We start from the raw sequence: 21,782 nt of genomic DNA on the forward strand, positions 1-21,782 counted from the left end.
CACGCCTAGGAAAAAAAATCAAACATATGTTCGAAAATAACTTGCCGATGTCGGTGGCATGGGGTTTAATTGGCCTTGTTCGAACAACTGTTCGAATACCTTCCCCAAGGTAGTACCAGCAGGAGAAAACCATGAGCACAGTTTCTTTAAACGCAACAAGCGCGCAAACCCTTATAAATCAAGGGTTTCAAGGCTATTCAACCAATCCGTCCGGCTTTCGTTTAAATCGCCGTGGTCGCCTAGCCCGTACGTTCGTGGTTCTCTCACTCGCTGTGGTCCTAGCCAGCGTCTTTGGCTTCCAGGCCGGGGCCGGCACAACCGACACCGTTGGCGCCCCAACATCTTTTATTGAGATCACCGCAGCCCCTGGGGATACCCTCTGGTCGCTGGCTACCCGTATGGCAGATGGCGGAGATGTTCGCGCGCTCGTAGATGAGATCGCTTCCGTTAACTCGCTGGCAACGGCTGAGCTCCAGGCAGGCCAGAAGGTACGCATCCCGCTCGATTAGTTTTGAATTAGTTTTAAGAGATAGCCCCGACACGCCCTAGCAATGGTTAATGCGTACTCATCAGGAAAACTCTCAAGATTTGCTTTATAGTTCCCACTATATGTAGGGGTCGAAACGAAGAAAACTTCCATAAGTAGTGTTTTTAGGGTAGTTTCAGCGGTTCGCCAATACATCTAAATTTGGGAATATCTAGTATTTCGAAGGGAGACACGCCGAGATGATTTGCCCGTTCTGCAGCCACGATGATTCTCGAGTTGTTGACTCTCGTCCGGTCGAAGATGGCACTCAGATCCGCCGTCGCCGTGAATGCCCACAATGTGGCGAGCGCTTCTCAACTCAGGAAGTCGCTCTTCTCAACATTATTAAACGATCTGGTGCAACCGAGCCATTTGCTCGCGAAAAAGTTTTGGTTGGCGTACGTAAAGCCTGCCAAGGTCGCCCAGTCGGCGAAGATGATCTAGTCCTGTTGGCCCAGCGCGTTGAGGAAACCCTTCGCCGCACTGGCAAAGCAGAAATCGAAGCTCAAGAAGTGGGCTTGGCAATCCTTGCGCCACTTCGCGAACTCGATGAGGTGGCTTACCTGCGATATGCCTCGGTATACCGTAACTTTGCCTCCCTTGAAGATTTCGAAGGCGAGATCGCGTTACTGCGAGCGGTGCCTTCGAGCGCTATTTCCCACAGCGCAAACTCAGCAAGTGCAAATTCCTCAGTAAATGCAACAAAAGAACAAAGCGACGCCCCATCGTTAAAAACGAATCAAACAACAACGAGCAATCGTTAAAAGAGAAGACGGGAAAATAAAAATGTCAGATACGGTCATCAACCGACCAATCAAGATCAAAGCTCATAACACCGTAAAGGGTAAGGGCTTAACGATCGAACGTATTTATACAAATGAGGGAATTCATCCATACGATGAAGTTAAGTGGGAGCGTCGCGATGTTGTCCAGGCTAACTGGAAGACAGGCGAGACAGTATTCGAACAACTCGGTGTTGAATTTCCAGATTTTTGGTCAGTAAACGCATCAACAATCGTTACTACCAAATACTTCCGCGGGGCAGTGGGAGCAGAAAATCGCGAGTGGTCTCTAAAGCAGGTCATCGATCGCGTAGTTCTTACATATACAAAGGCCGGAAAAGAATTCGGTTACTTTGCAACAGATAAAGATGCAGAGATCTTCGAGCACGAGCTAACACATATGCTCTTGCACCAGATCTTCTCCTTTAACTCACCAGTTTGGTTTAACGTCGGAACAGCAGCACCTCAGCAAGTAAGCGCATGCTTCATTTTGTCGGTTGATGACACGATGGATAGCATCCTTAACTGGTACCGCGAAGAAGGAATGATCTTCAAAGGTGGATCAGGTGCAGGACTTAACTTGTCACGTATCCGTTCATCAAAGGAACTTCTAAAGTCCGGTGGAACAGCCTCTGGCCCAGTTTCATTTATGCGTGGTGCAGATGCATCTGCAGGAACAATCAAATCTGGTGGCGCAACCCGTCGCGCAGCCAAGATGGTTGTTCTAGATGTTGATCACCCAGATATCGAAGAATTCATCGAAACCAAGGTCAATGAAGAAGACAAGATTCGTGCACTACGCGATGCTGGCTTTGATATGGATTTGGGAGGCAAAGACATAATCTCTGTGCAATATCAGAACGCGAATAACTCAGTCCGCCTTTCAGATAAGTTCATGCAAGCGGTTGAAAACGGAGAGCAGTTTGGTTTAACAGCTCGCTCAACTGGCGAAGTTATCGACACAGTTGATGCGCGCGAACTCTTCACAAAGATTGCACAAGCTGCATGGGCATGTGCTGATCCTGGAGTTCAATTTGATGACACCATCAATGATTGGCACACAACTCCAGAGTCAGGTCGCATCAACGCGTCAAACCCTTGCTCTGAGTACATGTCACTAGATAACTCATCATGTAACTTGGCTTCACTTAACTTGATGAAGTTCCTAAAGGATGATGGATCATTTGATGCCAAGACATTTGGACGCGCATCTGACTTGATCATCACTGCAATGGATATCTCAATCTGTTTCGCAGATTTCCCAACTGAAGCGATCGGCGACACAACTCGCGCCTTCCGTCAGCTCGGAATCGGATACGCAAACCTTGGCGCACTTCTTATGGCTTCAGGTCTTGCCTACGATTCAGAGGGTGGACGCGCTCTTGCTGGTGCAATCACTTCACTTCTAACCGGAACAACATATAAGCGCTCAGCAGAACTTGCTGGCATTGTTGGTCCATATGCAGGCTTTGCACAAAATGCTAAGCCTCATGCCCGCGTAATGCGCAAGCATGCAGCAGCATCATCTGCAGCTAAGCAGCTTTCAACTCTAGATATCGATGTCTGGACTGAAGCAAATAAGGCATGGGATGCATGTCTATCAACTGGCGACAAGAACGGCTGGCGTAACGCACAGATCTCTGTGCTTGCACCAACCGGAACAATCGGCTTGATGATGGATTGCGATACAACTGGTATCGAACCTGACTTCTCATTGGTTAAGTTCAAGAAGCTCGTCGGTGGCGGCTCAATGCAGATCGTTAACCAGACAGTTCCAGCTGCGCTACGTAAGCTCGGTTACAACGAAGAGACAATCGAAGCGATTGTTGAATTCATTGCAGCCAATGGCCACGTAATCGATGCTCCAGGGCTAAAGACAGAGCACTACGAAGTATTTGACTGTGCACTAGGTGCGCGTTCAATTGCTCCAATGGGCCACGTACGCATGATGGCTGCTTGCCAGCCGTTCCTATCAGGTGCGATTTCAAAGACAGTTAACCTCCCAGAGGATGCAACTGTTGAAGAAGTTGAAGAAGTTCACCTTGAAGCATGGCGCATGGGTATTAAGGCGCTCGCTGTCTACCGCGATAACTGCAAGGTTGGTCAGCCACTTTCTGATGGAAAGGCTAAGAAGAAGGATGCTCCTGTAGAAGCTGCAGCAGCGCCAGTTCGTAAGCGTCTTCCAAAGTCACGTCCATCAACTACAACATCATTCTCTGTTGGCGGCGCTGAGGGTTACATGACCTCAGGTGCATACGCTGACGGTGCACTTGGTGAAGTATTCCTAAAGCTCGGCAAGCAGGGTTCAACTCTTGCCGGAGTAATGGATGCATTCTCAATCGCAGTTTCAATCGGACTCCAGTACGGCGTTCCACTAGAAACATTCGTTGAGAAGTTCACAAACTTGCGCTTCGAGCCAGCAGGTATGACAGATGATTCAGATATCCGCATGGCGCAATCCATGATGGATTACATCTTCCGTCGTCTTGCACTTGATTACTTACCATTCGATCAACGTTCAGCGATGGGGTTGTTTACATCCTCAGAGCGTGCACGTGCGCTAGAAACAGGCGAGTACACACAAGATGCAGCACCTGCGAGTGCTGATACCCCAAAAGCAGTAGCTGCTCCTGTGGCGGCTCCTGCGGCTGTACTAATAACAACTCCTAAGCCAGTTGAGGTAAAGATCGAAGCAGCACCACTTGATCGTGCAATCGGTTCATCATCTGATCTCCTTGAATCAATGGGAATCAAATCAGATGCACCGCTCTGTATGACATGTGGAGTCAAGATGCGTATGTCAGGTGCATGTTTCGTATGCGAAGGCTGCGGAAATACATCTGGTTGTTCATAAGACTTTAAACCACCCCGTTAAAAAGCCCCGCTGATTAATTTCAGCGGGGCTTTTTTTATTAAACAGTTCAATTCGCTAGATTTCTTCAAATGCAAGGGCTTGGCAAAGATAAGATATGTACTTCGCAAGTTAAGGAGAAGTAATTGCCACAAGCCCTGCCCCGCAAGTTGGTGCATCGCTTGGTGACCTTAAATGCGATGAGCTCGTTTCTAATGGGTTCTCTCGGATTTTCAATTCAACTAATTAAACGCGACTTTGAGTTAACCCGCGTAGTAGCCAGTTGGCACAACATCGGCTGGGCGGCAGCCTTGGTATTTATCTCATTTATATTGCTCGGTCATGGCCATCGCCGGCCTGCCCACCAAACTATTCGCTTTGGTTGGGCGCTATTAATTCTTGGTTCACTTGTCTATTGCCTTAGCCCAAATATTTATTTCTCAGTACCTGCCGTGATCCTTACTGCAACTGGTTCGGTTATCGCAGGCAACACAACGACGGCAATCTTGGGCGCGCATTCAAAGACGGCGCTGAAGAATATGTTCCGATCAACCGGAGTCGGTTTGTTTGCGGCATCCGTTTCTCCAACGGTAATTGGCATTACGACGCAGGCAGATATTCCTTGGCGCGCAACAGTTGCAACAACTGCTGTGCTTATTGGGCTAGTTGCCTTAAAGATCGTTCCTGAATTAGAAGCTCGTCCAGAGCCAGACCATGCCGATAGCAAGATCATCTGGAATAACACGATGATCGCAATTCTTCTCTTTGCTTTTATGACGATAACAATGGAAGTTTCACTATCGGCTTGGGCGCTAGATCTTTTAACTGAGCGTGGATCAGAGGTTAAATCTGCGGTTCTATTTGCAACCATCGCACCTTATTTCGTGGCGCTAACTCGCATCTATCTTTCAACTAAGAATGAACATAACCTGTATCGCATCTGGCGATTCTCATTTGTGGCGATCGGATCAGGTGTATTGCTCGTTATCTTTGCATCATCACCAACGCTTACCTTGGCAGGTTTGATTATTGCCGCTGCAGGTATTGGGCCATGTGCATCTATTGCTATCGCAAACGCATCTTCGACCGCGCAGGGTTCAGATCGCGGTATCGCCGCCTTTGTGATTGGTATGGGCATTTCAAATGGCACATCACCATGGATCATGGGATTTGTCAGCGAGAACTTTGGATTTGCCGCAGCCTACGGAGTCATCTTGCTTGCACTAATTGCTGCAACTTATTTCTTTGCAACTATAAATAAGAAAAATTAACGAGGAAGGCGAAGCCCCTGCATTCCGCCATCTACGCCAAGTGCGGTGCCCGTTGTAGATGCTTGTGCAGGATTTGCCAGAAAGATAATCGCGCTAGCAACTTCTACAGGTGAAACAAGACGCCCGATTGGTTGGCGCGCTTGCAAGGCGGCATATTCCTGATCAGGGTTATCTGCCTTAGAAAGTAAGTTTTTAATCCAAGGGGTATCTGATGTTCCAGGGTTAACGCAGTTAACGCGAACACCGTGAGCAATTCCATCGGTTGCCATAGCAAGAGTAAGTGCGTAGATCGCACCTTTGCTTGCACCGTAAACCGCGCGATTTGGAACGCCAGCTGTTGCAACTAGCGAACAAGTGTTAACGATTGCGGCATGTGAACTGGCCTTTAGGTATGGCATCGCTGCAGCGCTCATGCGCCCTGTGCCAAAAACATTTACATTGAAAACTCGTAGCCATTCTTCTTCGGTGGCTTGCTCGACGGTGCCGATAGCGCCGATGCCAGCGTTGTTGATCAGAATATCTAGCGTCTTGCTCTGGCTGGCGAATTCAACAAATGCTTTCTTAACGCTATCGGGGTTGGCGATATCGCATTCAATAAATGTTGCTAGCTGACCCATATCACCAGAGCGAAGATCAAAGCCGAATACCTTCGCACCTTGCTCAGTTAACTTACGGGCAACTTCTAAACCGATACCAGAGCCTGCGCCTGTAACAATGGCGGTTAAGCCTGCGAAATCTTTACTTATTGATTGGCTCATTACTTGACCTCTGCTTTATAGGCTTTAACGTGGTTGGTAATTTCGCCGATACCTTCGATACCGGTCTTAAGAACGTCGCCAGCCTTTAGATAAATAGGTGGCTTAAAGCCCATGCCTACGCCGAAAGGCGTTCCGGTATTGATGATGTCACCTGGGCAGAGCTCCATAAATTGGCTGATGTACCAAACAATGTGGTTGATTCCGTATAACAAATCATCGGTATTGGAATCTTGCTTCATCTCGCCATTTACTGAACACCATAAGCGCAGGTTATGAGCGTTAATTGAATCTGCTGAAACGATAACTGGACCAACTGGATTAAAGGTTGGGAATGATTTGCCCTTAACCCATTGCCCGGCGCGCTCCATCTGCCAGTGGCGCTCTGAAACATCCTGCGAGATTGAGTAACCCAAGATGTGCTCGGCTGAATCTTCAGGAGAATTTAGATAAAGCGCGGACTTGCCAATAACAATGGCGAGTTCAACTTCGTAATCTGTGGCTGCGCTATTTGGTGGAATAACAACATCATCATTTGGACCGGTGATTGAATCTGGTGCTTTCATAAAGATAACTGGCTCAGGTGGAGTATCGAACCCCGCCTCTTTGATATGCGCTAAATAATTAAGACCTACGCAAATAATCTTGGTTGGCTTATTGATAACTGCGCCGTAGCGAAGACCGGCAAGTGGAGTGCGGGGAAGTGAATTCAGATCAGCGTTGGCAACGCGTAGATAACCACCGGCTTCTAAATTTTCGCGATCCCAGTCGCTGACAAGTGAGTCAACATAGATTGCGTTATCACCATCGATAACTGCTGGGCGTTCTGATCCGCGTTCACCAATTCGTGCGATTTTCATTGTTCCTCCAGGTCTTACACAACCTTATATGAGCAAGTAAGGCTTGGTCACGGGCGGTGTCACTGATTTTCGCTACTGTGGCCCCATGGGGATTGAACTACAAATATGAGTGATCTATCGGCGAAAGTGCGTTCGGCCCTAGATGCAGCAGTCGCCGCCATTGGGGGATCACCACGTGAAGGCCAGATCGAAATGGCTGAAGCGGTGGCAAATGCGCTCACCGATCGCCACCATTTAATGGTGCAGGCCGGCACTGGAACCGGAAAATCTCTAGCTTATTTAGTTCCAGCCCTCGTTCATGGCCGCAAAGTTTTGATTGCAACAGCAACTCTTGCGCTGCAACGTCAATTAGTAGAACGAGATTTACCTGCCGTTGTGCCAGCACTTGAAAAAGAGTTAGGCCGTGAGATCACTTATGGAATTTACAAAGGCGTAGGCAACTACATCTGCTTGCAGAAGATGAATACCGATGAACCAGATCCTGATGGCCAAGTTTTATTGGAAGTTAGTTACCTAGAAAAAGATGCCAAACGCTTACATGCTTGGGCAAAGACGCCCGGTGTTTCAGGTGATCGTGATGATGCACCAGATGTCGACCGCAGAGTCTGGGCGGCAAATTCACTTTCTGGACGCGAATGCGTTGGCGCCGATGTCTGTAATTACGGGCCACAATGTTTTGCAGCACTCGCTAAAGCGAAGGCACAGACCGCAGATGTTGTAGTCACCAACCACACCTTGCTTGCGATCGAAATCGTTGATTCACATCCGATCTTGCCCGAACGCGATGCGGTGATCTTGGATGAAGCCCACGAGTTTATGGATCGCACTACGCAGGCAGTGACCGAAGAGCTCACATCTGCGCGCGTGATTCGCGCAGCCGCGATGGCGCGCAAACATATGCCGGGCAAGTTAGCTGATGCGCTCACTAAAGCTGCCGATAATTTCCACGATGCGATGGCAGATTATGGCGATCAGATCCGCGGTGACTTTGCCGCACAAGGTCGGCTTGAAGAAATTCCTTCTTCACTTGAGGCACCGATTCGTAAAGTTAAAGATGCGGCAGCTGCGATCGTGCAGATCATCAACGCCGATGACGACATTATCGATTCTGATGCGATTGCAGAGCGCGCCCGTGTAAAAGGTGCGGTCTCTGAGATCAATACAACTTGTGGCAAATTGTTAAAGATGGGCAATACCCACGTGCTCTGGTATGAACCAACCTTTTCAACACTGCATTTAGCACCGCTTTCTGTCTCTGAAGTTCTCCGTTCAAACCTATTAACCAAGACTCCAGTGATTGCGACATCTGCAACGCTCACCGTTGGCAATGGCTTTGATGCGATGGCGCGCAGTATTGGTTTCGTCGTTGGTTCAGATGCAGACACTGAAAGTGAAGATGGCGATATTGATCCGGCAAATGTGCAGATGCTCGATGTTGGCTCACCATTTGATTTCGCCAATCAAGGCGTTCTATATATGCCAAAGCATCTACCTGAACCAGGTCGCGATGGACCAAGTCCTGAAGTCTTAACTGAACTCGGCGAGTTAATTGATGCAGCGGGTGGACGCACCTTGGCGCTATTTAGTTCATGGCGCGGTGTTGAAGCAGCCGATGCCCATCTGCGCAGCGTTTTAAAAGAGTTACCGATCACCATAATTACTCAGAAACGTGGAGATGCAGTTGGTCCGCTCGTTGAACGTTTTGCGAAAGATGAAACATCAATTCTGCTCGGCACGATGTCGCTCTGGCAGGGCGTTGATGTTCCAGGTTCATCTTGCATCTTGGTTGCAATTGATCGAATTCCATTTCCGCGTCCTGATGAACCGGTTATGTCAGCTCGTGCATCGTTGGCAGATGCCGCAGGTGGCAGTGGCTTTATGCAAGTATCACTACCGCGCGCAGCGCTACTGCTGGCGCAAGGCACTGGCCGCTTAATTCGCAGCGTTGATGATCGCGGGGTAGTGGCCATTTTAGATTCGCGAATTGTGACCAAACGCTACGGAAGTGTCCTACTTAACTCGATGCCGCCGCTCTGGCGCACCAGCGATCGGGCTGTGGTGATCGATTCACTGCGCAGGCTTTCGCAAACCATGAAATAATTTTTTTATGCCCAAGATTTCCACGCAAGATCTAGCCTCGCATCGCGATTGGCGCCGTAATCAATTGATTTCAGCGGCCACCCAGATCGCACTTGAGGAAAGCTCTGCCAGCATCTCAATCGCAGCAGTGGCAGCGCGCGCCGGGCTGTCGCGAACTTCAGTCTATGAATACTTTTCGAGCAGCCAAGATCTCGTTGCCGATCTGTTAATCGAAGAGTTAAAGAACTTTGGCGAACTCTTACGCGGCGCCATCGAAGATGAAAGCGATCCGATTTCTGCGCTAACTATCTGGATCGAAACATCCCTTAACTATGTGGGCGATGGACGACACCTACTTGCCAAGTCACTTCACGCCACAACTTTGCCGCGCGAGCGAAACGCTGAAATAGGTGCGGCCCACCGTCAGATGTTGGCGCCACTTAGCAAAACTTTTGCTTCTCTTGGCATCACAGATACCGCACGCGCTTTCGCGCAGTTGCAGGCGATCACAGATGTAGCAACCCGCCGCATCGAATCAGGCGCCGCAACGCCACAAGATGAGATCGCAGTTACAACCGATTTCTATATCGCCGGAATTAAGACGTTAGCTAACTCTAATTCTTAGCTCTTGCTTAAGCGCTAGCCACATTCCTTCTTTAGCCGGCGCTGTTGCGACGATGGTGCAGATCCCGCGCTTCTGAGCCTCTATTAGATTTAACTCAACGCGACAGTTCTTACTCAAACTTCTGTAAGAAATTGTCTCGCCGAAGTTGGTTTCAGCAGGCATCGCCTTTGGCTTACCCTTTTTGAGTTCCTTGGTAGCGCGCTCAACCTTCTGAACTCCAGGTTCGAGAATAAATGGGTAGTTTGCAGAACTTGCTGCGAACTTATCGTTGCCGGCAGTTCGGTGAGCAAGTGCGCACTGGCCAGCTCCCTTGAGCGCAGTTAGCGTTCCATTTGCGTATGAGCATTCCGGAGTCAACGAAGTTAGTGTCACTGGCAGACCAGATTGCGCAGTTGCAACAATCTTTGCGCTCTGGCGATAAGCAAGTGCCATCGGAACATTTCGGGTTAGCGGCTTGGTATTCAATGTAACTGTTACTACATCAGCCGGTAGCAAAGGCGCGGCAGCACCTTCGCGGAAGGTAATCGGAAGGAATAAATCTTCGCTGGTATCTGCAGTTGCAGAACGATCCAGGCGGAAGAAGATTCCACAAGATGTTTTGGTGCAGTCAACCGCTACGCCGCGACCAGTGATCTGTGCTGCGACCTTAAATGCGATTGGCCCGGTTGCACTTACTGAACCGACTTCACCTTTAGTACTGATCCAGAGCTGTAATTCATCGCTGCAGGTTGCAGGACGAGCACCAGCGACTGGGGCGATGCATTGCTGCATATACAGTCCGCCCTTGGTCGTAAACTTTGTAAAGCCGCCATTGACGATGGCACCTGCTGGATCAAGATTTGTTAGCGGGCCGCTCTGGAAGACAAATGTCTCCGCGCTGGCGCTAGGCGCTGTGAAGACAGGTATAGCCAGTGCTAATACTGAGATTAACGTAATTACTTTCTTCATATCTATTTCCTTTTCTTAAATGTGACTGGAATAAAAAGATCACGCGATCTATCCCCTTCACGTAGATGATCTGATCTAACTGTTAAAGCGCATTTACTTTTGCGGCAATCGATCTTGCCGATTTTTTCCGAGACTCCGACGCTCTTCGTAAATCTGCCACCGGCGCGGAAAGGTTCTGCCAGATTTGCGGCATAGGGTGGTGCATTTGATGAGATCCAGTAAGAAGCATCGCCGATGCCGGATTTGTTAACGCCACCACCACAAGGAGTCGGAGCAGCACCTGATTTTGGCATCACGCAGTACGCAAGATAGATACCGACGGTTTCATCAAAACCTTTTCCGGTGATGACAATTTGGGCCTGACCATTTTTATCAACTGCTATATCTCGCGCTTGTGCGCTAATTGATTCGCCAAACTGGCCCTTTATTAATTGTGGTTTCTGCGCAGCGTTGCTCGGTGAAACACTAAGTGAGATCAGAAGCAGCGCAGATAGGGCTGTTGGAAGAAAAGCCTTTGCGCGCATGAGAAAACCTTACTTTTATCTCAGCACGGCCTTATCCGACAACCCACCCGTATCTGTCAGGTAAAAGGCTGAGATGATTTAAGGGTGCTAAAGAATGGTCGATACCGGCATCTGACAGTGGCTCTCGCCACAGCGCTTTCTTTAACCGCTTGCAGTTCCAGTGAAGTTGCTGTGCAAGAGATTAAAGCTGCTGCCGCAATAAGTATTGAAGATGGCGGCACTTCTTCAGCAACGCGCGTAATCGCACTGGCAAACGGATCTGCAGAAATTTTGGTTTCTTTAGGCTTAAAGCCAATTCTTATTGGACGAGATATCGCCAGCACTGAAGAAGTTCTTCTAGATATTCCAATTGTTACCTCTGGCCATCAAGTTGTTGCTGAAAATATTTTGAAGTTAAACCCAGATTTAGTTCTGATAGATGATGCAACTGGACCGTTAGCTGCAATTAAGACCCTGCGCGAAAATGGAATCAAGATTGTTCAGGTGCGCCAGGCCTGGACGCTCTCGGATATAAACCTAAAGATTGCCGATATTGCAGGGGCTGTTGGAGCAATTCCGTCGGGCGTTGCCTTGAGCGAGAAGATCAACCAATCACTCTCTGAAGTTAAGAAAGCAGATCGAAAAGCACGTATCGCCTTTCTCTATCTCCGTGGCGGAAACTCCATCTATCTACTTGGTGGGAAAGGTTCCGGGGCGGATTCGCTAATCACGGCGATAAATTCCGTTGATGCCGGCGCAGAGTTTTCGAAAGATCCCTTTACGCCAGTTAGCGCCGAAGTTCTTGCCGAGTTAAATCCAGATGTAATTTTAGTTATGAGTAAAGGCTTGGCCTCAGTTGGGGGAGTTGCTGGTTTAAAGGCGCTTCCTGGAGTTGCCCAGACGAGTGCTGGAAAGAAGGGGCGCATCCTTGCCGTTGATGATTCTCTTCTACTCTCCTTCGGCCCCCGCACACCTGATCTGATTCTTCAGATGGCGGCTTCTGTAGATGAGTTGATGAAATGAAGTTACGTTTCTCGCTAATTGTTATCGCGCTTAATATTGCGGTGGTTGCATCTCTATTGCTTGGTGCAACGCAGGTGGAAAATATCTGGCGTTATCTATTTAACCCAGGCTTTGACAGCGCAAGTACCAACCATTTGATTCTCTGGCAGATACGAATTCCACGCATTCTGGTTGCACTTTTAATTGGCGCAGCACTTGGGCTGGCCGGTGCGATCGCACAATCTGCGGCGAATAATCCGCTGGCAGATCCTGCAATCTTAGGAACATCAGCTGGTGCAAGCCTGGGCGTTGTAATTGGCGTTCTCCTAAACCTTGCTGAAGTTGGTTCAGTGTTGGCCGTTCTCTTTGCAACTATTGGTGCGCTGATTGCAACGGCGCTCACTTTCACTTGGGCGCGCTCTGTTGGAGCTTTAATCATTATCGGAATCGGTACCTCAGCGCTCTTTTCCGCAGTTGTCGGGCTACTAATTACCGCCACAAATAATCCAGAGATACGTTCAATCTCTTTCTGGTCGCTTGGTTCATTAGCGTTAGCTACTTCAGAGAGCCTTTTGATTATCACGCCAGTATTTCTGATCTGTTTCTTCTTCTCCTTTAAAATCGCTCCACAGTTAGATCTACTCTCACTCGGTGATATCTCAGTTCGTCATTTAGGGTTTTCTGCAAAAGCGATACGTCTGAAAGCCTTCTTGATAATTGGTTTATTGGTTGCAGTCAGCGTAAGCACCGTGGGCTCGATCTCCTTCTTGGCGCTTGCGGCTCCACATATTGCGCGCATTCTCATTGGTGGAAAGAATCGAATATTGACGATCGCATCTTCGCTCATCGGTGCCCTGATCTTGCTAGTCGGTGACACGATCGCGCGCAGCGTTCTTCCGCCATACGAGCTACCTATCGGTTTGATTACATCTCTATTGGGTGCACCAATTCTTATCCTGCTAGTGCGAAAGGCGGCGCTGACATGGAAATAATTGAGATCCAAGGCTTAACGCTGCAGCGCAATAACCGCGAACTCTTCGAGGGGCTAAACGCCACCATTACTAAAGGTTCAATTAGCGCAATCATCGGTCCAAATGGTTGCGGCAAGAGTTCGTTGCTCTTGGCTATAACCGGTGACTTAAAGCCAAGTAGCGGTTCTATCTTTATCGCTGAAAAGAATCTGCAAGATCTAAGCGATCTCGAACAATCGCACCTGCGCAGTATGGCGCTACAAGAGCGCACCTTCTGGCTACCGATGACAGTCCGCGAAGTACTTGCCTTGGGGCAGAGCGATGAGGCTAAGAATCAGATTGAGAATATAGCGGACGACTTAGGGCTTACCGAATTGTTGGGCAACTTAGTGACCACGCTTTCGGTAGGACAGGTGCAGCGCATTGAAATCGCGCGCACCTTATTGCGCGACTGCCCGATCTACCTTTTTGACGAACCATTTGCAGCGCAGGATCTAGCGAGCAAAGAGAAGTTAATTGAGATCTTTAAGCAACTGCGCAGCGCAGGAAAGACCATCGTTCTGGTTGCACATAGCGAAGTTGAAAAATTATCTTGGTGTGATCAGATAATCCAACTTGGCTCTTAAGTCGCGCCAAGATTTTGCAAAGCTGGGGTGTAGCGGCAAACGGGTTACATCATCAAATAAGACCCAACGCACTTCATGTGATTCATCATTTAACTCATGCGCCACAAGTTCGCTCGTTGCCTCAGCGATAACGGTGTCATAAGACCAGTTACCGTGGTTATCGTTATGGGTTTGGCGCGGGGTTAACTGCTGTGGATCAATACCGGTCTCTTCTACCGCTTCGCGAATTGCGCCATCAATAACGCTCTCGTGTGAATCACGCGCACCGCCTGGGATTCCCCAAGTATCTCCGTTATGAACCCAGGGTGCGCGGTGCTGTAACAAGATTGCGCCATCGCGATAGATAAGTAAACCTGCTGCGCCATGCAAGCCCCAATGTTTAGAGCCGCAACTGCACTCGACCCAACCATCTCCATCGCGCGCAGCCATGTTCCTACCTTTCCATATGAGCCGTTAACTATCCACATGGAGTAGGTGCGGGGCGTTTTTTATCAGTTGCAAGATCTATCTTCCCGCAGATGAAGCTCCCATTAATTCTGATTACAGCGTTGGTAATTTCTCTACAAACTCTCACTTCGCACGCAGCAGATTGCGTCAAAGCCTGTGTTGATGTCTATACCCAAGATGGGCAATTGGTTATTGAAGCGCGAAAGGGAAGTGGCCCAAGTTCAAGCAAGGTGACCAAACCCAAAGTTGTTAAGCCAAAGGTTGTTGCTAAACCTAAAGTTGTAGCCAAACCTAAGCCGGTTGTAAAGCCTAAAACCGTTGCACCGATCAAGAAAGCCCCCGCAAAACCTGCAAAGAAGCCAGTTAAAAAGGCGGCACCGAAAGTTGTTGCAGCAACTTCACTTAGCGATCGCTTAAGCAAATCACTTCCAACTGGCGGCATTTCATATCAGCCAAATTTCAAACCGTTAATTCACACTCCGGTCTATTTCTGGAATGACTTGCCATCGGTCTTTCGCACCCAAGTTAATTTAATTGGCGAAACCATCGATGTGGTTCTGCGCCCTTCATATTTGTGGTCCTTCGGTGATGGTTCATTTCTTGCGACAACCGATCCAGGTGGGCCATTTCCCGAAGGCAAGATCACACACATTTATTCACAGCCCGGCATTTATCCAGTGCTGCTAACAACAACTTGGAACGGCACTTTTTCTCACAACGCCGTAGAACGCGCCATTACCGGCCAAATCAAAAAAGTTTCAGCGCTGACTATCACCGTGGTGGCAGCTCCAACCCGCTTTATGAATTGAGAGAGATGACCACACTTACATCACCACATGACCTACTTGCCGCAATCCCTTTTCTTATCGGTTATCACCCGGAAGATTCGTTAGTTGTTGTCTCGATTAAAGATAACGCTGTCGGAATGGCGATGCGGATTGATTATCCAGTTGATATTCCCGAAGGTGCTTACGACTTATTGGCTTCACATCTACAGCGAGATTTGGCAACTGGGGCGCTGTTGGTTGCTTATGTTCCAAGCGATCGCAGCGATGGGGAAGTTGTTCTTGCCGATGCAAGTGCGGCGTTAACCCGAATTGGTATTGCTACTGATGAATCTCTGCTCATCCAAGGCGGGCGTTATCGCTCTGTTCTATGTCAGGATCAAGGTTGTTGCCCTGCTGAAGGAAACTTAATTCCCGAGATCGATGGTTCGCGTATTGCCGTTGAACATGTTGTTGCAGGTCGTGCGATGCCCTTTGCCAATCTGCAAGCGCTCACTGATTCAATTTCATCGCTGCCGGTAGCAACGGAGGCTAAATGGTGCGAAATGGTGGACAGCTTTGCGATCCCTAAAGTTCTAGATAACTTGCCGAAGTTACAACGCGATGGCGCAGCTGCGGTAATTGATTTAGCAGGTGAATTTGCCAGTGGACGCATTGGCCAAGATCTCGAACTGACCGCAAGAGTTATCGGTCGGTTAAGGGATATTCAGGTGCGCGACTTTGCACTGGGCAGCCATGATGAAGAGAACGTTGATACCTACTTTCAGATGTGGCGCCACCTAATGCGGATCGCACCAAAGGGTTACGTGGCACCGATCGCATCGTTGTGTGCAGCCTTGGCGTATGAAAGCGGTGATGGCGCACTTGCCCATCGCGCGCTAGATCGCGCCCTCGAAGATGCCAATGGTTATTCCCTGGCGCTCTTATTGCGCCGCGTCTTTACAGCAGGGTGGCCACCCGCATCCTTTGCGGCGATGCGCAGAGAACTACATCCCAAAGTCTGCGCTGGAATTTTTGGGTTAGACTTGCCTCCAGGTCACGAGCTCTAATCGATAGCCCCGGCTGATTAGACGGCAACCCTCCACCGCGGTGGGGTGCTCCGGGTGACGACCAGGTTTGCATCACACGATGTGAGCAAGTGCGTGAAGGAATTAAATGTCGAACTCGATTACTACAGCAGTTACAGGGGCATGGCTAGAAAGCCACGATCCCGGCGATCGCAAATTTGTAAAGATCGGTTTTCTATTACTCGAAAGCGGCGAGACGCTGCCCGATATCACGATCGCTTATCAAACTTGGGGCACACTAAGCGCTGCAAAAGATAATGCGATTTTAATTAACCACGCGATGACTGGTTGGTCTGATGTAACTAGCTGGTGGCCAAATATGGTCGGCCCAGGTCTTCCTTTTGATACCGATAAATACTTCATTGTCTGTCCCAATGTAATTGGCGGATGTCAGGGAAGTACTGGTCCATCGAGTATTGCTCCCGATGGCAAACGATACGGTTCACGTTTTCCAGTTGTCACTGTGCGCGATATGGCCGCTGCCGAACTTTTATTTAGCGATGCCATTGGCATTAAGAAATATCGCTTAGCGGTTGGTCCATCCCTTGGCGGAATGCGCTCGCTGGAATGGGCGATTGAATATCCCGACCGTGTAGGTGCGATCTGCACGATCGGTTCCTCTGCCGTAGCAACTGGTGATCAGATCGGTGGATTCTCAGTTCAAATCCGCGCGATTAAGAGCGATCCAAATTTCAATGGTGGCGATTATTACGAGCAAGCAAACGGCCCAATCGAAGGCTTGGGTATCGCCCGACGTATCGCGCATCTGACTTACCGCACCGAATCTGAGATGGATGTGCGCTTTGGAGGCCAGATGCAGGGCGATGACACCGGGCGCTATGCCGTTGAGTCTTATTTAGATCACCAGGCGGTTAAATTGGCTAAACGCTTCGATGCCAATACCTATATCTCGCTGACTTCAGCGATGGCATCCCATGATGTCGGCCGAGATCGCGGGGGAGTCGTGGCGGCGCTGGAATCGATCAAGATTCCGGTCGTTGTGGTCTCAATTGATACCGATCGTCTCTTCCCACCTCGACTTCAGGTTGAGATTGCCGAGCTGGTTCCTAAGGCGCAACCGCTAATTACTATCTCATCGGACTTCGGACACGATGGCTTTTTGGTCGAATCTGAGTCAGTTGGCGCTGCAATCGCCAAAGCGCTGAGTATAATATAGACATCGCTTCGAGCAGTTCGAAACAAAAGTTTCGAAGATAGTTCGAAAAACCAAAGGATAATTGTGGCTGTATTTAGTGCGCTCAAAAACAAGGCAAAGTCAGCAAAGGCGGCGAAAAAAGCTCCTGCCAAGAAAGCTGTTGCTAAGAAAGCACCTGCAAAAAAGGTAGCCGCCAAGAAGGCACCTGTTAAGAAAGCACCTGCAAAAAAGGTAGCAGCGAAGCCTGTTAAGAAGGCCGTCGTTAAGCCAGTTAAGCCGGTAAAGGTTGCGCTGAAGAAGGACTTATCTGCAAAAGAAGTTCAACAACTTGTAAATTTGAAGAACGACGTCGCTCGCCACAAAGAGATCGTCGAAACACTTGCTGCCAGCGGTATCGATAATTATCGCAAAGCGGTTAAGAAAGAATTTTTGGCGCTCGCCCAAGAAGCGCGCCACCTTGATGAAGTAATTGCAACTGATTCTGAGAAAGCACGCAAAGCAGGACTCGGAACATCTGCGCGAATTCTCTCTAAAGCCCAACTCGCACTAATTGCGCCACCTCCAGCACCTGTTGCTCCAAAGAGCGAAGGTAAAGCCGGCAAGGCTGCGGTAGTTCTAGATGATGAAGGTAACGAAATCGTCGTTGAAGAAATTGAACTTGAAGATGTCGAAACTCTTATCGCTGAAGTCGCTGAAATCATCGAAACAGAAGCAGAAGATAAATCTAATCAGCCACGCGTTGTAAACCTGGCTGAAGAAGCATCTGGAAACGAAGAAAATGCCTTCACCCTTAAGGCCTCTGAAGAAGATGATGCACCTGCGCAGACAGTTATGACTGCTGGTGCAACAGCTGACCCAGTAAAGGATTACCTAAAGCAGATCGGCCGCGTAGCACTCCTTAATGCTGAGCTCGAAGTAGAGCTAGCAACACGTATTGAAGCCGGGCTCTTTGCTGAAGAGAAAATTAAAGAAGATAAGAAGATGGAGAAGAAGTTCAAGCGCGAACTTGAATGGATCGTTGAAGATGGCAAGCGCGCTAAGAACCACTTGCTAGAAGCAAACCTTCGTCTCGTTGTCTCTCTTGCAAAGCGTTACACCGGTCGCGGCATGTTGTTCCTTGATCTAATTCAAGAAGGAAACCTCGGTCTTATCCGTGCGGTTGAAAAGTTCGACTACACAAAGGGTTACAAGTTCTCTACCTATGCAACATGGTGGATCCGTCAGGCGATCACTCGCGCGATGGCAGACCAGGCTCGCACAATTCGTATTCCAGTTCACATGGTTGAAGTCATCAACAAGTTGGCTCGCGTTCAGCGCCAGATGTTGCAAGACCTCGGTCGCGAACCGACTCCAGAAGAGCTCGCTAAAGAACTTGATATGACACCTGAAAAGGTTGTTGAAGTTCAGAAGTATGGTCGCGAACCAATCTCACTTCACACACCACTTGGTGAAGAAGGAGATTCTGAGTTCGGAGATCTCATTGAAGACTCTGAAGCGGTTAAGCCTGAAGAATCTGTAACTTTCACAATCTTGCAAGAACAGTTGATGCAGGTCCTTGGCGGCCTCACCAACCGTGAAGCAGATGTAATCAAGGCTCGTTACGGACTTACAGATGGTCAGCCAAAGACACTTGATGAGATCGGCAAGGTTCACGGGGTAACTCGCGAACGTATCCGTCAGATCGAATCTAAGACTATGTCGAAGTTGCGCCACCCATCACGTTCGCAATCACTTCGCGATTATCTAGATTAAAACTAGATTAAAAAGAAATCGAGTTCTAACGTGGTTAAGCCAAAGGTTTTCATAAACCCCAAAAGTGGTTCTATCCGCATAACCGGTGAAGTTGAAATGGTTGATGCTGATGGCAACGTTCTGGAGACTTTAGAAAATCCAAAGTTCTGCGGATGTGGCCAATCAAAAGAAAAACCCTTCTGCGACGGTTCGCACAAGGGTCTTCTTAAAAAAGATTAATTAGTTCTTAGATTCAACCAAGCGTTCTGATTCGTCTTGGATTGCAACTGCCACAGCCTTTAGCTTTTCAGCGTATTCCTTGCCGTGGTGTGCACAGAACATTAGTTCGCCACCTGTTGCGAGGGTCGCTCGCACATATGCCTGAGCGCCGCAACGATCGCAACGATCAAGTGCATTAAGAGGTGTGGATTCGAGGATTACTTGCTCGGTCATCGCGCTCTCCGTTCATTTAGGTGGGAAGTGGTACTTCTTATGGAACATCAAACCATGTCTCTTTATTCCCCGCAGGAAATAAATGGAGGAATATTGTTACTTTTGCGTTGCAATTCACAGACTTTTCCGATTTTTCGCCCGAAAGAAGGAAATTACCAATATTTGAGACTATTACGGCGCGTTAACGCAAGATCCTTGCAACTACGCCGATAACCTTTGCCTCCGTGGCCGCCAAGAATTCTAAAGATGCTGGAGATCAACTCGATCTCACTGCTCTAGGCGACGCCGAAGATTCCTATACCGCCAAAGACCTGGCAGTCCTTGAAGGCCTTGATGCGGTTCGTAAGCGTCCGGGTATGTATATCGGTTCAACCGATTCACGCGGGCTCATGCACTGTCTCTGGGAAATTATCGATAACTCAGTAGATGAATCACTTGCCGGTCATTGCAAGAAGATTGAAATTAATTTAGAGGCCGATGGATCTATCGAAGTACACGATGATGGACGCGGTATTCCAGTTGATAAAGAACCAAAGACTGGATTAACTGGAGTTGAAGTTGTACTTACAAAGTTGCACGCAGGCGGAAAGTTCGGTGGCGGTTCTTATGCTGCATCAGGTGGTCTGCACGGTGTTGGTGCTTCAGTTGTAAACGCACTCGCCGAACGTCTTGATGCAGAAGTAGATCGCAACGGCAAAATTTACTGGATGTCATTTAAGCGCGGCGTTGCCGGCATCTTCGATGGCGAAGGTCCAAAGGCAGAGTTCACACCACAATCTGGACTTCGCACAATTGGAAAAGTTTCTGCAAAAGTTACAGGTACCCGTATTAAGTGGTGGGCAGATCGTCAGATCTTCTTAAAGGAAGCATCCCTTGATATCGAAGAAATTTACGCTCGCGCACGTCAGACCTCATTCTTAGTTCCAGGCTTAACGCTGATCGTCAATGACAATCGCACCAAAGCCGTAACAACTCAAACTTTCTACCACAAGGGCGGTATCTCCGAGTTCTGCGAATTCTTACAACCTGATCAACCAGTCGGCGAAGTAATCCGCATCTACGGCACTGGCCATTACCAAGAGACTGTTCCAGTCCTTGACGATAAAGGCCACATGGTTTCAACTGAAGTAGAACGCGATATGGAAGTAGATATTGCGATGAAGTGGGGCGATGGCTTTGATGCGACCGTTCACTCATTCGTAAATATCATCTCAACCCCAAAGGGCGGAACCCACGTTCAAGGTTTCGAGCGCGCGATCACCAAAGCATTTAACGAATCACTTCGCAGCACCGGCACTCTGAAGAAGAACGAAGCCGATGTAATCAAAGATGACATCATGGAAGGCCTCACCGCTGTCATCACAGTGCGTATGTCTGAACCACAATTTGAAGGACAGACTAAGGAAGTTCTCGGCACAGCGGCTGCAACACGTATCGTCTCGGCAGTAGTTGCCGACAAGATGAAGGAATTCTTCAACACAACTCGTCGTATCGATAAGGCCAATGGCCGTTTGATTCTCGAGAAAGTTGCTGCGGCATCGCGCACACGTATTTCTGCACGTACCCACAAAGACCTGCAACGCCGTAAGAACGCCCTCGAATCATCAGCGCTACCAACCAAGCTCTCTGATTGCCGCTCTGAAGATGTAACTCGTACCGAACTTTTGATCGTAGAAGGTGACTCGGCACTTGGTACCACCAAGGCAGCGCGTAACTCTGAATTCCAAGCGATCCTGCCAATTCGCGGCAAGATCCTTAATGTACAAAAGGCATCACTTTCTCAGATGCTCGATAACTCTGAATGCGCGTCAATCATTCAGGTAATCGGCGCTGGTTCCGGTAAATCATTCGAACTAGCCGATGCTCGCTACGGCCGAATCATCTTGATGTCAGATGCTGACGTTGACGGTGCACATATCCGCTGCTTGCTCTTAACTCTTCTCTATCGCTACATGAAGCCGATGATCGATGACGGTCGCGTCTTTGCAGCGATTCCACCGCTTCACCGCATCGAGTTAATGGGTAGCGGCGGCAAAAAGGGCGAATACATCTACACATACTCAGATGATGAGATGAAGAAGTTAACTGCCGAATTTAAAAAGGCTGGCAAGAAGTGGAAAGAACCAATCCAGCGCTATAAAGGTTTGGGTGAAATGGATGCTGATCAGCTCCGTGAAACCACTATGGACCCAGCGGCGCGCACCCTACGCCGCATAACAATTAAAGATGCCGCAGCAGCCGAGGCGATGTTTGAGCTTCTGATGGGTAACGATGTCGCCCCACGTAAAGAATTTATCTCAACGGCTGAAATCGATCGCGATCGGATCGACGCTTAGCCTTATCC

Annotated in this window: 21 protein-coding genes and 1 riboswitch; of the genes, 15 read left to right on the forward strand and 6 right to left on the reverse strand. The window is 48.8% G+C overall.

Going from position 1 to position 21,782, the window contains the following annotated elements; genetic code table 11:
* Positions 1–131 precede the first annotated feature (131 nt).
* From A1sIIB60_RS02425 to A1sIIB60_RS02440, 4 genes are all read left to right on the forward strand, one after another.
* The gene (locus tag A1sIIB60_RS02425; protein ID WP_095670918.1) at positions 132–509 is read left to right on the forward strand and encodes a LysM peptidoglycan-binding domain-containing protein; all 378 of its coding nucleotides are present in this window, start codon (positions 132–134) and stop codon (positions 507–509) included.
* Between the two features lie 217 nt (positions 510–726).
* On the forward strand, positions 727–1,290 hold the full coding sequence (gene nrdR / locus A1sIIB60_RS02430) for a transcriptional regulator NrdR (RefSeq protein WP_095677251.1): 564 nt from the start codon (positions 727–729) through the stop codon (positions 1,288–1,290).
* Between the two features lie 22 nt (positions 1,291–1,312).
* Complete coding sequence (locus A1sIIB60_RS02435; protein WP_095688984.1) at positions 1,313–4,162, forward strand: vitamin B12-dependent ribonucleotide reductase; 2,850 nt, start codon at positions 1,313–1,315, stop codon at positions 4,160–4,162.
* 143 nt (positions 4,163–4,305) lie between these two features.
* Entirely contained in the window at positions 4,306–5,430 is a 1,125-nt protein-coding gene (locus tag A1sIIB60_RS02440) for an MFS transporter (RefSeq protein WP_150131909.1), read from the forward strand.
* On the opposite strand, the gene A1sIIB60_RS02445 is transcribed toward A1sIIB60_RS02440, so the two are convergent.
* The gene (locus tag A1sIIB60_RS02445) at positions 5,427–6,188 is read right to left on the reverse strand and encodes an SDR family NAD(P)-dependent oxidoreductase (RefSeq protein WP_095688986.1); all 762 of its coding nucleotides are present in this window, start codon (positions 6,186–6,188) and stop codon (positions 5,427–5,429) included. The genes A1sIIB60_RS02440 and A1sIIB60_RS02445 overlap by 4 nt on opposite strands.
* The gene (locus tag A1sIIB60_RS02450; RefSeq protein ID WP_095688987.1) at positions 6,188–7,045 is read right to left on the reverse strand and encodes a fumarylacetoacetate hydrolase family protein; all 858 of its coding nucleotides are present in this window, start codon (positions 7,043–7,045) and stop codon (positions 6,188–6,190) included. Before A1sIIB60_RS02450 ends, A1sIIB60_RS02445 begins: the two co-directional genes overlap by 1 nt.
* 105 nt (positions 7,046–7,150) lie before the next feature.
* Between A1sIIB60_RS02450 and A1sIIB60_RS02455 the strand changes: the two genes are divergently transcribed.
* Both A1sIIB60_RS02455 and A1sIIB60_RS02460 read left to right on the forward strand, forming a co-directional pair.
* A complete protein-coding gene (locus tag A1sIIB60_RS02455; protein ID WP_095688988.1) occupies positions 7,151–9,145 on the forward strand; it encodes an ATP-dependent DNA helicase in 1,995 nt (664 codons plus the stop codon).
* Between the two features lie 7 nt (positions 9,146–9,152).
* The gene (locus A1sIIB60_RS02460; RefSeq protein WP_095688989.1) at positions 9,153–9,749 is read left to right on the forward strand and encodes a TetR/AcrR family transcriptional regulator; all 597 of its coding nucleotides are present in this window, start codon (positions 9,153–9,155) and stop codon (positions 9,747–9,749) included.
* Here the strand turns inward: A1sIIB60_RS02460 and A1sIIB60_RS02465 are convergent.
* Together A1sIIB60_RS02465 and A1sIIB60_RS02470 are read right to left on the reverse strand one after the other, a co-directional pair.
* Positions 9,729–10,697, reverse strand: a complete 969-nt coding sequence (locus A1sIIB60_RS02465; protein WP_095688990.1) for a hypothetical protein — start codon at positions 10,695–10,697, stop codon at positions 9,729–9,731. The genes A1sIIB60_RS02460 and A1sIIB60_RS02465 overlap by 21 nt on opposite strands.
* A 2-nt stretch (positions 10,698–10,699) precedes the next feature.
* Complete coding sequence (locus A1sIIB60_RS02470; RefSeq protein ID WP_095688991.1) at positions 10,700–11,221, reverse strand: hypothetical protein; 522 nt, start codon at positions 11,219–11,221, stop codon at positions 10,700–10,702.
* Between the two features lie 117 nt (positions 11,222–11,338).
* On the opposite strand from A1sIIB60_RS02470, the gene A1sIIB60_RS02475 reads away from it, so the two are divergent.
* The 3 genes from A1sIIB60_RS02475 to A1sIIB60_RS02485 are packed head-to-tail and all read left to right on the forward strand — an operon-like array spanning position 11,339 to position 13,799.
* A complete protein-coding gene (locus A1sIIB60_RS02475; protein WP_190279223.1) occupies positions 11,339–12,223 on the forward strand; it encodes a heme/hemin ABC transporter substrate-binding protein in 885 nt (294 codons plus the stop codon).
* Complete coding sequence (locus A1sIIB60_RS02480; protein ID WP_095688993.1) at positions 12,220–13,194, forward strand: FecCD family ABC transporter permease; 975 nt, start codon at positions 12,220–12,222, stop codon at positions 13,192–13,194. The genes A1sIIB60_RS02475 and A1sIIB60_RS02480 overlap by 4 nt, the downstream gene beginning before the upstream one ends.
* Positions 13,185–13,799: an ABC transporter ATP-binding protein gene (locus A1sIIB60_RS02485; RefSeq protein WP_095688994.1), complete on the forward strand. Its 615-nt coding sequence runs from the start codon at positions 13,185–13,187 to the stop codon at positions 13,797–13,799. Before A1sIIB60_RS02480 ends, A1sIIB60_RS02485 begins: the two co-directional genes overlap by 10 nt.
* Here A1sIIB60_RS02485 and A1sIIB60_RS02490 read toward each other — a convergent pair.
* A complete protein-coding gene (locus A1sIIB60_RS02490; RefSeq protein WP_095688995.1) occupies positions 13,761–14,228 on the reverse strand; it encodes an NUDIX hydrolase in 468 nt (155 codons plus the stop codon). The two genes, A1sIIB60_RS02485 and A1sIIB60_RS02490, sit on opposite strands and share 39 nt — an antisense overlap.
* Positions 14,229–14,317: 89 nt before the next feature.
* Here A1sIIB60_RS02490 and A1sIIB60_RS02495 point away from each other — a divergent pair, with 89 nt between their 5' ends.
* From A1sIIB60_RS02495 to A1sIIB60_RS02515, 5 genes are all read left to right on the forward strand, one after another.
* Positions 14,318–15,055, forward strand: coding sequence for a PKD domain-containing protein (locus A1sIIB60_RS02495; protein ID WP_095688996.1), 738 nt, complete (start codon positions 14,318–14,320; stop codon positions 15,053–15,055).
* A 5-nt stretch (positions 15,056–15,060) separates the two neighbouring features.
* Positions 15,061–16,080 (forward strand): DUF4192 domain-containing protein, encoded by a 1,020-nt coding sequence (locus A1sIIB60_RS02500; RefSeq protein ID WP_095688997.1) that lies wholly within the window; start codon positions 15,061–15,063, stop codon positions 16,078–16,080.
* Positions 16,066–16,178: riboswitch (SAM riboswitch) on the forward strand. It overlaps the preceding gene by 15 nt.
* An 8-nt stretch (positions 16,179–16,186) precedes the next feature.
* Complete coding sequence (metX, locus tag A1sIIB60_RS02505; RefSeq protein WP_095688998.1) at positions 16,187–17,275, forward strand: homoserine O-acetyltransferase MetX; 1,089 nt, start codon at positions 16,187–16,189, stop codon at positions 17,273–17,275.
* Between the two features lie 63 nt (positions 17,276–17,338).
* A complete protein-coding gene (locus A1sIIB60_RS02510; protein WP_095688999.1) occupies positions 17,339–19,006 on the forward strand; it encodes an RNA polymerase sigma factor in 1,668 nt (555 codons plus the stop codon).
* 30 nt (positions 19,007–19,036) lie between these two features.
* Positions 19,037–19,225: a CDGSH iron-sulfur domain-containing protein gene (locus A1sIIB60_RS02515; RefSeq protein ID WP_095689000.1), complete on the forward strand. Its 189-nt coding sequence runs from the start codon at positions 19,037–19,039 to the stop codon at positions 19,223–19,225.
* Here A1sIIB60_RS02515 and A1sIIB60_RS02520 read toward each other — a convergent pair whose 3' ends face one another.
* Positions 19,226–19,438 carry a DUF7455 domain-containing protein gene (locus tag A1sIIB60_RS02520; protein ID WP_095527495.1) on the reverse strand — a complete coding sequence of 71 codons (213 nt, stop codon included), beginning with the start codon at positions 19,436–19,438 and terminating at the stop codon, positions 19,226–19,228.
* 224 nt (positions 19,439–19,662) lie between these two features.
* Here A1sIIB60_RS02520 and A1sIIB60_RS02525 point away from each other — a divergent pair, with 224 nt between their 5' ends.
* Complete coding sequence (locus tag A1sIIB60_RS02525; RefSeq protein ID WP_223298715.1) at positions 19,663–21,774, forward strand: DNA gyrase/topoisomerase IV subunit B; 2,112 nt, start codon at positions 19,663–19,665, stop codon at positions 21,772–21,774.
* Positions 21,775–21,782: the final 8 nt, after the last annotated feature.

It is taken from the genome of Candidatus Planktophila lacus, assembly GCF_002288385.1.
GTDB classification, from domain to species: Bacteria; Actinomycetota; Actinomycetes; order Nanopelagicales; family Nanopelagicaceae; genus Planktophila; species Planktophila lacus_D.